This is a genomic window from Ruegeria sp. B1 (genome assembly GCF_056535885.1).
In genome coordinates this window covers 2478042-2490549 of sequence record NZ_JBQFJA010000001.1, presented here as the reverse complement: position 1 = coordinate 2490549, position 12508 = coordinate 2478042, and the positions used below count along the sequence as shown (strand labels likewise).

Sequence of the window (12508 nt, the reverse complement as noted above, 5' to 3'; positions counted from 1 at the left end):
CATTTGACATAGTGATATACTTAGTTACTCATCATACCAGTTGTCAAATCAATCTCGCTGCGACTGCGGGAATCTGGGAGAGAGACGTATGACAAAACTCGCTTTGTTTGGAGCGGGCGGGAAAATGGGGATGCGCCTTGGCGCAAACCTTGCCAAGACCGACGCATTCGAAACGCTCCACGTTGAAGTGTCCGAGGCCGGACGTGCCGCTGTGCGCGACGCCTTTGGTGTTGAGTGTGTAGACGTCGATGTCGCTCTGGACGGTGCCGATATCATCGTTCTGGCGGTGCCCGACACACTGATTGGCAAGGTCTCTGACGGTATCATCGACAAGGTGAAACCCGGCGCGATGATCTTTGTTCTGGACGGTGCGGCGCCGTTTGCCGGCCACCTTCCCGTGCGCGAAGACGTGACCTATTTCATGTCTCACCCCTGCCACCCACCGATCTGGAACGACGAGTCGACCCCGGAAGGTCGGCGTGACTACTTCGGCGGGATCGCCGCAGAACAAGGCATCGTCAATGTCTTGGTGCAAGGCCCGGAAGAGGACTACGCGCTGGGAGAGCGCGTCGGAAAGGCCATCTATGCACCGGTCGTTCGGTCGCATCGGGTCACTTTGAAACAGTTTGCTCTGCTGGAGCCAGGTCTGTCCGAGACCGTTAACGGCTCGTTGATGAAGGTGCTGCGCATGGCCATGGATGAGGTGGTTAAAAAGGGCGTGCCCTATGACTGCGCCCGCGATTTTCTGTTGGGCCATATGAACATCATGGGTGCGGTCATGTTTGACCAGCACAAAGGCGTGTTTTCAGACGCCGCCAACAAAGCAATCGAGTTTGGAATTCCGGTCTTGATGAAAGACGACTGGCTGCGATGTTTCGATGACGATGAAATCGCGGCCAGCGTCGACCGGATCACCTGAACCAATCTACTCGGGTCTGAACCCGATCTGAAAACGCAAAAGGGAGGAAACCAAATGCGTATGTTCAACAAGGCCCTAGCGGGTGCAACCGCGATTGTCAGTATGATCGGCGGGGTCGCTATGGCACAGGAATTCAATCTGGCTTTCACGCCACCACTCGAATCCCATTACGGTGATGGTGGCAAGGCTTTTGCAGATACCATGGCCGACCTGTCCGGCGGCACGATTACGATCAACCTGCGTCCTGCCGGTGCCCTGGGCGGCGAACGCGACGTGATTGAAGGTCTGCAAATCGGCACCGTGGATCTTGCGATTTCGTCCACCGGTCCGATCGGCAACTTCGTGCCCGATGTCTATGCGCTGGATTTCCCGTTTCTGTTCACAAGTTATGACGCCGCCCATGAAGTGCTGGACGGTCCCATCGGCCAAGGCCTTTTGGATAAGTTTCAGGAGCATGATCTGGTGGGATTGGCCTGGGGCGAAAACGGATTTCGCAATGTCACCAACAGCATCCGCCCGATCAACGGCCCAGCGGACCTAGAGGGGCTGAAACTGCGTACAATGGAAAACGCGGTGCATATCGCCGCCTTCGAGGCAGCAGGGGCCGCTCCAACCCCAATGAGCTGGACTGAGGTTCTGACCTCATTGGCACAGGGAACCATTGACGGACAAGAGAACCCCATCCCCGTTCTTGTAGCGAACAACATGTGGGAAATCCAAGACCATGTGACGCTCACGCAGCACGTCTATTCCCCTGCGGTCGTCGTGATGTCGGCGTCGCGGTGGAATGGCCTAACCGAGGAACAACAGGGCTGGTTTGTGGAGGCTGCCCAAGCTGCTGCGGCTGCAACCCGCGCCACCGTCGCAGAGAATGAAGCAAACGGTGTTGAACTTCTGCGCAAGAACGGCATGGAAGTGATCGAGGAAGTCGACACCGCAGCCTTTGCCGCAGCTGTGCAGCCTGCTTACGATCAATTTGCGGAACAAATGGGCGTGGCGGATCTTATCGCACAAATCCAGGCCGCTCAGTAATCTGCCCCTGACAAAGACGAGCAGTGGGGGTGCCACCCGGCGTTCTGGGTGGTGCCCCGATCCTGAGGGAGGGCACATGAAACTACTGATCGGACTTTCGGACATCATTATCCGGATCACCCAAAGCCTCGCGGCGATCCTGTTGGCAGTCGCGGTTGTTCTCGTATTCTACCAGGTTCTGACGCGTTTCATCCTGAATGACGCCGCTGTCTGGTCTGAGGTTCTGGCGCGTGCCGTGATCGTTTGGGGTGTGTTTCTTGTCATAGGCCCGGCCATCCGCAGCGGGAAGATGATCCCGATTGATGTTCTGCGAACTCTACTGCCAAGAGACAAGCAAATCTGGATTATCCGGATCGTGACCGCGGCCATTGCCTTGTTCCTCTGCATTCTCATCTGGTTCGGCTACAAGATGACTTTGCGTGTGTTGACCCAGCAAGTTGCAATGCTGAACGTCTCGGTCGCCTGGTTCTACATGGCAATCCCCATTGGTGCGGTCTTGGCCCTTCCGGGTCTATTCCTTGCACATGTTGACGCCGAACGGATTCATCTGAAGACAGCTGAGGCGCCGGAATGAACGGCGCACTTGCCCTCTCTCTGATCTTCTTTTTTGCCATTACGATTCCAGTTGCGGTCTCTATCGCGCTCGCCTCAATCTTCGGGATCGTTTTCTTCTCGAACCTGCCGCTGCTGGTGGTTCCGCAGAAAATGTTTACGGGCCTCGATAGCTTTCCGCTGATGGCTGTGCCGTTCTTCATCCTGGCGGGGAACCTGATGACCAAGGGTGGCGTGTCACATCGGCTGGTCGATTTCGCCAAATCCATCGTCGGCGGAACGCAAGGCGGGCTTGCCAGCAGCTGTGTGGTGGCCTGTATGGTCTTTGCTGCCATTTCCGGTTCCTCAGTTGCGACGACGTTCGCCATCGGTTCGATCCTGATCCCGGCAATGATCAGACATGGCTATCCCGTCAACATGGCGGCCTCCATTCAGGCGTCATCATCTGAGTTGGGGGTGATCATCCCGCCGTCGGTACCATTGATCCTGTTCGCTGTATCCACCCAAACCTCAATCACGCAACTGTTCATTGCGGGTGTTGGTCCCGGCCTGCTGATTGCCACCGCGCTGATCATCATGGTGCAAATCTGGTGCCGCGTGAACGGGCTGGGCAAACAAGACGGAGACGATAAGAAGTCGATTTTCCGATCCTTTGTCAGCGCGTTTTGGGCCCTTATGATGCCGGTGATCATCCTGGGGGGCATTTATGGCGGCGTCTTTACACCCACCGAAGCCGCGGCCGTTGCGGTGATGTATGCCCTCTTTCTGGGTTTGATCGTTTACAAGGAAATGAAGCTCAGAGATCTGCCTGAGCTTTTCATGAGTGCGGCGATCTCATCCGGGGCCGTCATGCTGATCATCGCAGCGGCATCGCTGTTCAGCTTTCTAATCAGCCTATCAGGCATGCCAAGCGCAGTCGGCGGGTGGGCCCAGGGCACGTTCGATCATGCGTGGACCTTCCTCTTGGCAATCAATGCGCTTTTGTTCTTCATTGGCATGTTCATAGAAACCTCGGCGGCGATCCTTGTCCTGGCTCCGATCCTGACACCCGTTGCCGTCGCCTTTGGTATTGATCCGGTCCACTTTGGCATCGTGATCGTGGTAAACCTCGCCTTGGGTATGTTCACTCCGCCGCTCGGTGTGAATCTTTTCGCAGCGGCACAGGTCGCCAACATCCCGGTTCAACGCATGTTCAAAACGCTTGTGATCCCGGTGCTGACGATGATCACCGCCTTGATGATTATCACATACGTACCGCAAATCTCGCTTTTCCTGAGAGATGTCGTGCAGTGACCGCTGCGGTTGTCGGGTGGTCAACTCATCATACATGTGCAATGCTCTTGAGAGGTTGAAACAAGAGACATCCAGATATGACGGCAGAGACGAATGCCCCAAGCGCTGACGCACCAATCGTCCGTAAGAAACTATCTGATCAGGTCTTTGAGCGGCTCTGGGCGATGATCCGCTCCGGTGAGTTGTCCCCCGGCGATACGATGCCATCAGAGCGTGCTTTGATGGAAAAGTTCGGGGTGGGCCGTCCGGCGGTGCGGGAGGCGCTACAATCCCTGGCGAGCAAAGGGGTAATCTCGATTTCCCACGGTGAACGCAGCAGGGTCAACAAACTGACGCCGGGAATTGCTTTCGATCAGGTGGACGATTTTGCGAAACTTTTGCTGTCCACCGAGCCTTCGAACATCGACAATCTAAAACAGTTTCGAAAGATCCTTGAAGCTGGATCCGTACAGATCACCGCTCAAACCTGCGCCGCCCAAGACATAGCCGAACTGCGTAGGCTTGTTGAAGCGCAACGTAGTAAACTTGGTCAGGACCGCGCTTTCATCGAGGCGGACATCGATTTCCATGTGGCAATCGCGAGGATGACTGGAAACCCCCTTATCCAGGCTGTAACGCAGGCGATGCTCTCGTGGCTGTCAGAGTATTACAAACCCGTTCTGCATTGGGCAGGTCGCGAGAATACAACCCTTTTGGAGCATGACAGGATAGTGGACCTGCTTGAACTTCATGATGTGTCTGGCGCTGTAACCCTAATGGGCGATCACCTTGGTCGGTCTGACCCTCTCTATGTGCCCAAGTAGCAGGCATCAAAATGAGTTCTGCTGTTAGAACTCAAGTTCTGATCTGGTCTACTTCAGAGGCCTACGGTATCGATAGAGCGCTCACATTGTTATCTTGCTTGATTGGGCGCCTGCCCCGTAAGCCATCTTGGCAGGCTCAAGTTGGACGGCATAGGATACACCTCGACCAACCGCGTAGAAGACCGCGGCAAGCCCTGTGTCGATGGCAAGCGCGTGTTTCGGATGCTACGCCGAAATGATGGGGGTGCCGCAGGAGTTATGACTTTCTGCGTAAGCGAAAGCGGCGACCATAAAAGTCGGTTCGATCCGCTACCGAATGCAGAATTCGACCGAACTGAATCGTGGGTCTGTAGTCAGCCGGGTTTGTGAAATTGAAAGACCGGTCTGCAGAAATCAGTTGCGTCGCCGCATTTCCCGCGCCGCATTCGATAACAATTTCTGCATTCGCAAAAGCCGCGCGGCAAAAGTCAGCTTTGTCCGCGATCTAAATCTCGACTAACGCCGAAATCGAGCGTTTGCAGCGAATGCGGGCTGCGATTGCAACATCCAGGTACTCAGTCGACTGACCGGTATGGGCCGTCACTTAACTTTTTACGAAGCATTTGGAAAAACTTCGGACGTCAAATACAGCAGACAGTGTTAAGGTTTCCGCTCCGACAATTCCTTAATTTGCACCTAACAGATTCGTGAGGTTTCGGGATTTGATCTAAGAAAGCTTTGCTCTCCTAGCAGTCTCAATTCAATACTGAAGTACATGATTTTGCTATCGGAGATTTAGGTGCGATTTAGCGTGGGCATCGCTGTGTCAATTTTGTTGGCTGTGTCCATCGGGGTGTCGACGTTTATCGTCCACTCCCTTTGGTGGACAACAGCACGGGACAATAGTCGTATGCTTGCAGCCGAAATTAATGGCCAGATTGCAAATACCGTCCGCATCGAGGTGGGCGTGACCCTCAGGTCGGCCGAAGCAGCCTGGGCAGCTGTTCGCACTATCTTTGTGCAGAACGTTATCGCAACGCGACAGGCCGATAAGCGAGAGTTTGTTTTTCTATCACAATTGCAGGCGCAGCCGAATATCTCATGGATTTTCTTCGGCTGGCCCGATGGAAACTTTTTCGCGTCACATCGCTTGGGTGACAGCGGGCTCGAGATGATTGAAATCGACGAGGATATCCGGGACCGAATGCTGCGGAAAGACCGCTACATCTTCATTCCAGGTGATATCCAGTTCGAAGAGCGAACATTTACGGAAACGTCTTATGATCCTCGTGAACATGCCTGGTTTGAAAACTTTGTAGGCCTCAACTCCGCTGGCTGGATTGAGGCGCGCGACCTTCCGGATAGTGACAAAACCATTTACGCCTTTGCCGGTCCAATAGACGTCAACCGAAAGCGGCAAGGAGTTCTGGCCGTTGCGATCGAAACGGATCGGTTATCTCGCTTTCTTGCCACGCTCGCACCCGGCGAGTTCGGCGCGGCATTTATTCTGAACGCTGATGGAAAAGTTATTGCAGTACCCGATGCTGAAGCAGATGAGGTTACTCCTGCGCGCATGGGCGAAGGCGAGCTATATGAAGTCGCTAAGATTTCAGGCGAGAAGCTGTTGGCTGACCCCCAAACAAATGCCCCAGGTACGTTGACGAAACGTGTCGTCATCGACGGTGTGCCTTATGCGGTGGCGCTTACACCACTGGGGTTTTACGGCTGGCGGGTTGCCACTGTCATACCTGAATCGGCTTTTCTTTCGGGCATTGATGAAACGCTGATTAACCTGATTTACGTTTTGATTGTTGTAGTGGTTGTTGCAACCGGATTGGCGATTTGGCTAATCCGTAGAGTTGTGGCCAATCCATTGGCGCGCATCGCCGAAGACCTTGGCAAAATTGAGCGCTTTGACGTCGAACAGATTTCGCGTAGGCCTTCCAAGTTGTCTGAGCTTGAAAATCTCTCTGCCGCAACCGCAAGCATGGCTGCAGGTCTTTCAGCATTCCGAAAGTACGTGCCCACCGATCTGGTCCGCATGCTGGTTGCCGAGGGCATCAAGACGCAGCCGGGTGGAGACATGAAGCAGATTTCGGTGCTGTTTTGCGATGTCACGGGTTTCACAGGGATGTCTGAAAAACTCGGGCCCAAAATCGTCCAATTGATGGAACCCTTCTTCAGCGCGGCCTCCGCGGCCATCATTCAAAACGGGGGGACAATCGATAAATTCATTGGTGACGCTGTGATGGCGTTTTGGGGAGCGCCGCGCAAAGATACCAACCACGCCGTAAATGCCTGCCGTGCAGCCTTGGACCTTGTCAACGCCGTGGAGGCATCCGGAATTGAAGATGAGGCTGGCAATCCTTTGAGCGTAAGGATCGGTTTGAACAGTGGCGATGCTCTGGTAGGAAATATCGGTTCAAAAGAGCGGTTGAATTACACCGCGATGGGCGATGTCGTGAACGTTGCCAGCCGATTGGAAGGTGCAAATAAAGACTATGGCACGCTGATCCTGACCGGACCGGAGACGAGACGTCAGGCTGGCGAGTCGATAGTGGTCCGTGAACTCGATACGCTTGCCGTGTTTGGGCGCAACGAAGAACTGGTGGTGTATGAACTGATTGCCATGCAGGATGGGTTCTTCGGATCTCTTGCTTGGATCAAGCTTTATGAACAAGGCCTTGCACACTATCGGGCTGCGCGATTCGAGCAGGCAGTTGCTGCATTCAAGGCCGCAGATCAGGCGCGAAACGGGGATCCCGCCTCAGTCGCAATGATGGCCCGTGCCCAGAGCTTAGTGGACAGTCCCCCATCGGAGGGCTGGCGTGCCATTACAAGAACCAACAAAACTAACTGAATACATCAGATCAAGTCTAGGTGCTTGGAGCTCGGAATCCTAAGCCGGTATGATACTGAATCTGTTGCAAACTTTTGACCATTGATCCTCGTGGAGCTAGCGTTTGTTTGGCGAATGACATTATCCAGTCGAACGTCTGCTCATGGTCTCCTTCAAAGGTGCGCACTATCCGAGCGACCAATCAACGTTGACTCTGCAAGTGCTCCCAAACCTGAGAGATTACCACAGACCCTTCACCAACCGCGGATGCAACACGTTTGACAGATCCGGCGCGCACGTCGCCTACTGCGAAGAGGCCGGGACAAGAAGTTGCGAAGGAAGAAGCTGCACCTACTTCGGTCCCTGTTTTCACGAACCCACGCGCATCAAGTTGGCAGTTTTTAGAAATCCACTCAGTATTTGGAGCCGCCCCGACCATAATGAAAGCCGAATTGCAGTCGAGTTGCCAATCCAATCCATCGCGGTCTATAACGACGCTGGACATGGTTTCGTCACCGCTAAGGGCTTTCAATTCGGACTTGTAGTGAATGGTAATTGAAGGATCAGCCTCAAGCCTCGACAACAGATAGTCTGACATCGAAGCGGCAAGGCTTTCGCCACGTACAAGCACGTGAACATGTTTTGCGGAGCGTGAAAGATACATCGCAGCCTGACCAGCAGAGTTGCCGCCGCCAACCACCACCACCTCGGTCCCTTTGCAAAATCGCGCCTCCATTTCGGTGGCCGCATAGTAAATTCCTAAGCCTTCAAACTCCTTGAGCCTATCCAAGGGAAGACGTCGGTATTGAACACCGGATGCGACAACAACTGAGCGTGCGCGCAGTTTTTGACCGTCGTCCAAAGTCACACAAAACAGACCATCCGTCTCAGTCTGCATGTGTGTGGCGCGTTTTGGACGAACAAAACGGGTGCCAAACTTCATTGCTTGCACTTCGCCGCGCCAAGCCAAATCAGCGCCTGAGATACCTGTCGGAAATCCCATATAGTTTTCAATTCGACTAGATGTTCCGGCCTGTCCCCCTATCGCTATATCCTCGACAACAACCGCAGACAGCCCTTCGGCACCGGCATAAACCGCAGCGGCGACACCAGCCGGCCCCCCACCGACAATCAAGACGTCAATTACCTCCTGGCACTCGAAAGACTGCTCGAGCCCCAGGAGTTTGGCGATTTTCGCGGGTGTGGGATTGTCGATTACAAGATCGTCACCGAAAACCACAGCTGGTCGAAGGGCTTCGAAGCAGCAGTCTTTTGCGAGTGTGTTGGCATCCTCTGAACCAATGTCCATCGTCTGGAATGGTATTTTGTTTCGGGTTGCGAATTCTTCAATTTGTCGAATATCACGGCTCAAATCGGCGCCGATAAGCTTTAGTGAACTATCGTTGTCCTCAATTTGACGCCTTCTGCGAGCCGAAAAGACGCTGATAATTATGTCGGACATTTCGGGCACGCGAGACATTGCTTCCAGCATTTCCCTCCGGGGGACCGAAATAGCGCGCGTTTTTTCCCGAGCTCGCATCGGCAAAGAATAAACCCCGCCGCTAAGAAACGCTATTTCACCGAGAAACTGCGTTGGCCCCAATGAAAACGGCAGGTACGCTTCACGCGTCTGGGGATCAATAACTTCGGCACGACCTTCTAAAATGTAGACAAACTGGTCCATTGGATCCCCAACTTCGGCAATCATTTCGCCGGACTCATAGTTTACTTCCGAACCAATAGATTTCAGGAGCTCGACATGACTTTGATGCAAAGGCGTTCGGGCCATTTCGCGAAGATTGGCGGCTAAACTTTCCACGTGAAACGTCCCCCAAGGATTGAAACCGAATTAGGATGTAGGGGACAGGTCGAGAAATTCACCTCTTTCTCCACCTTCCCTGCGATTGACAGCCTGCGAGTTATCGCGCGAGTACCTGCAACTGCTACTCAGTCACTTTAGCCGTTCCGGGAAAGACTGTCCGCAACGCCACATAAAACACTGGTGTGAAAAAGAGTCCGAGCAGCGTAACACCTGACATTCCGAAGAAAACCGTTGTTCCAAGTGCTTGTCTCATTTCCGATCCTGGTCCGACCGCTATCATCAGCGGTAAAACGCCCAGAATGAAAGCAAATGCGGTCATCAGGATCGGTCGCAAACGCAGTTGACTGGCTTCCACCGCAGCATCGATGGCTGACAGTCCGCGATCTTCCTGTGCCTGTTTGGCAAACTCGACTATCAGGATTGCATTCTTCGCGGCAAGACCGACCAGAACAATCAAACCCACTTGTGTAAGTATATTGTTGTCCATCCCGCGCATCATGACACCCAGCATCGCCCCAAGCACGGAGAGGGGGACCACAAGAATGATGACCAATGGCAAAACCCAGCTTTCGTAAAGCGCGGCGAGAAACAGAAAAGCAAACAGAACAGAGAAAGCGAAAATATAAGCGGCGGTGTTTCCTTGGTTCCGTTCCTGCAACGCCAACTCGGTCCATTCGTAGTCGAGCCCGGGAGGCATGACTACCTCGGCAAGGGCTTCCATTTCCATCAGGGCTTGTCCCGTCGATGTTCCCGGAGTGGGAGATCCTTGAACAGGGACAGATACCTGTTGGTTGTAGCGCTGCACCAAGGCCGGCCCCGCAGTCTCTCTGACCGTGACCAATGTGCCCAATGGGACAAGGTCGCCTGTGACAGAGCGCACGCGCAGACTTCTGACGTCTTCACGATTCAAACGGAATTGCTCATCCGCTTGCGCCCGAACCTGGAAAAGGCGGCCGAAGGCGTTGAAGTCGTTCACATAAGCTGAGCCCAAATTGATAGACAACGCTTCAAATATCTCACCAATAGGCACATTCAGCATTTGAGCGCGAACGCGGTCTATCTCTAGGTAGAGTTGGGGCGATCCCGACGAAAAGGTAGTAAAGACGCCTTGAACTTTGTCTGATTGACTTGCGCTGCCCATTATTGCGTAAGCAGACCCAAGCACGCGCGACATGTCGGAACTTTCCAACTCCTGCAATTGCAGCTTGAAGCCGCCGCCGGTTCCTACCCCGCGAACAGCCGGTGGCGCGATGGCAATGATGAACGCTTCGCGCAAAGACTGCATACGACCAAAGAGTTGGCCAATGATTGCGTCGGCGGTAAGACCGCTTTGCTGACGGCTTTCAAAACTCTCAAACGTGGTGAATATCACGGCCTGATTGCTGGCGTTGGTAAAGGTCGCCCCTGAAAACCCGGCGAACGCGACGGCATTCGTAACGCCGGGCGTTTGTAATGCGATCTCGGTCGCTTGTCTGACAATATCATCGGTGCGGTCCAATGCGGCGCCGTCCGGCAATTGCACCACCACAATGGCATAACCCTGGTCGGCTTCTGGGATAAAACCGGTCGGCACTTTGGTGGTGATCCAGTACGTGGTGCCAATCAAACCGGCAAACGTTAAGACGGCCAACCCGCGCATGCCAGCGGAACCCACCAAACCGCGCACCGCACGACCATAAGCGGAGGCCATCGCATCAAAACCTTTGTTAAACCCGTCTGCCAGTGGGTCGGTAACGAGCCTTAAGGGATTTCCGGATGGCGAGGTGGATTTTGACTTGAGAATGACTGCGGCCATCGCCGGCGATAGGCTTAGCGAGTTGATTGTTGATATCACCGTTGCTACCGAAATCGTCACAGCAAACTGCCGATAGAACTGACCGGTGATGCCAGGAACCAGCGCAGCCGGGACAAAGACAGCGATCAAAACCAATGTGGTTCCAATGATCGCGTTTTGCACTTCGTCCATTGTGCGCGCCGAAGCCTGCCTTGGGGGCATCCCGTTTTTGATGTTTCGCTCAACGTTTTCCACGACCACGATGGCGTCGTCGACAACGATACCGATCGCGAGGATCAGGCCGAAAAGCGTCAACAGGTTCAACGAATAACCAAGAGCGAGCATCACTGCGAAGGTTCCTATCAGTGATACCGGAATCGCCAGCAGAGGGATGATCGCCGTTCGCCAGCTTTGCAGGAAAACGATGATGACGATAACGACAAGTAAGACCGCTTCGAACAAAGTGCGATAAACCGCATTGACCGACGCTTCGATAAACTCAGTCGGGTTATAGACCACTTGATATTCAAGCCCTGGTGGGAAGTCTTGGGACAATTCTTCGACAACGGTCAGTATCTCGTCTGCCGACGCCAGTGCATTCGACCCTGGTCGCTGAAAAATTCCAAGCGCGACGGCCGGTTTATTGTTGAGGTACGAGTTTGTCACATAGGATCGCGCGCCGATTTCCACTCTCGCTACGTCTCGAACCCGAACAACGCGCCCATCGTCGGTTGACTTGACAATAACCCGTCCAAATTCGCGCGGGCTCTCCAGCCGACCTTGCGTTGTGAGCGTGACTTGAAATGCGCTGTCAGTTTCGTTTGGCGGTGATCCAAGCAATCCGCCCGAGACTTGAACATTCTGTTCACGCAACGCGTCGATGACATCTCCTGACGTCAGGCCGAGAGAACCGATCCGATCAGGGTCCAGCCAAACGCGCGCCGAGAACTCGCGTTCGCCGAAAATGATGAGGTCGCCAACACCATCAAGCCGGACAAGTTGGTCACGTACGCGCGAACGGGCGTAGTTGGACACGTAGAGCTGATCAAACGTCTCATCCGGCGACAGCATATGTATAACCATCATGAGGTCAGGTGAGGACTTGTTGGTTGTAACCCCCAATGCTCTGACTTCTTGCGGGAGCCGTGGTTCCGCAGTTGCGACGCGGTTCTGAACCAGGACCTGCGCCGCGTCCAAATTGGTCCCCAGCTCGAATGTGATTGTCAGCGACATTGATCCATCGGCTGTGGAATAGGACGACATGTAGAGCATACCCTCCACGCCGTTAATCTCTTGCTCAAGCGGTGTGGCTACCGTCGCAGCGATAGTCTCAGCGTCTGCTCCGGGATAGTTGGCACGCACGACGATGGATGGGGGCGCGATTTCTGGGTATTGCTCCACGGGCAGTTCGAAGTACGCGATCAGCCCAACAATAGTTGTGACGATTGCGACCACTATTGCAAATATGGGACGGGAGACAAAGAAACGTCCCATA

8 protein-coding genes are annotated in these 12508 nt (G+C 54.1%); 6 read left to right on the top strand and 2 right to left on the bottom strand.

Features of this window, described 5'->3' with window-relative positions; all coding sequences use genetic code 11:
• Positions 1 to 88 precede the first annotated feature (88 nt).
• The 6 genes from ACR3ES_RS12315 (at position 89) to ACR3ES_RS12290 (ending at position 7438) form a co-directional block, all read left to right on the top strand.
• Positions 89 to 919, top strand: a complete 831-nt coding sequence (locus tag ACR3ES_RS12315; RefSeq protein WP_170434468.1) for a phosphogluconate dehydrogenase C-terminal domain-containing protein — start codon at positions 89 to 91, stop codon at positions 917 to 919.
• Between the two features lie 54 nt (positions 920 to 973).
• The gene (locus ACR3ES_RS12310) at positions 974 to 1951 is read left to right on the top strand and encodes a TRAP transporter substrate-binding protein (protein WP_170434470.1); all 978 of its coding nucleotides are present in this window, start codon (positions 974 to 976) and stop codon (positions 1949 to 1951) included.
• A 76-nt stretch (positions 1952 to 2027) separates the two neighbouring features.
• Positions 2028 to 2525 carry a TRAP transporter small permease gene (locus ACR3ES_RS12305; RefSeq protein ID WP_170434472.1) on the top strand — a complete coding sequence of 166 codons (498 nt, stop codon included), beginning with the start codon at positions 2028 to 2030 and terminating at the stop codon, positions 2523 to 2525.
• Positions 2522 to 3796, top strand: coding sequence for a TRAP transporter large permease (locus tag ACR3ES_RS12300; RefSeq protein ID WP_170434474.1), 1275 nt, complete (start codon positions 2522 to 2524; stop codon positions 3794 to 3796). The genes ACR3ES_RS12305 and ACR3ES_RS12300 overlap by 4 nt, the downstream gene beginning before the upstream one ends.
• A 77-nt stretch (positions 3797 to 3873) precedes the next feature.
• Complete coding sequence (nanR, locus tag ACR3ES_RS12295) at positions 3874 to 4599, top strand: transcriptional regulator NanR (RefSeq protein WP_170434476.1); 726 nt, start codon at positions 3874 to 3876, stop codon at positions 4597 to 4599.
• Between the two features lie 889 nt (positions 4600 to 5488).
• Entirely contained in the window at positions 5489 to 7438 is a 1950-nt protein-coding gene (locus ACR3ES_RS12290) for an adenylate/guanylate cyclase domain-containing protein (protein WP_480425408.1), read from the top strand.
• A 181-nt stretch (positions 7439 to 7619) separates the two neighbouring features.
• On the opposite strand, the gene ACR3ES_RS12285 is transcribed toward ACR3ES_RS12290, so the two are convergent.
• Together ACR3ES_RS12285 and ACR3ES_RS12280 are read right to left on the bottom strand one after the other, a co-directional pair.
• Positions 7620 to 9236, bottom strand: a complete 1617-nt coding sequence (locus ACR3ES_RS12285; protein ID WP_170434478.1) for an FAD-dependent oxidoreductase — start codon at positions 9234 to 9236, stop codon at positions 7620 to 7622.
• 124 nt (positions 9237 to 9360) lie between these two features.
• Positions 9361 to 12507 (bottom strand): efflux RND transporter permease subunit, encoded by a 3147-nt coding sequence (locus tag ACR3ES_RS12280; protein ID WP_170434481.1) that lies wholly within the window; start codon positions 12505 to 12507, stop codon positions 9361 to 9363.
• Position 12508 lies beyond the last annotated feature (1 nt).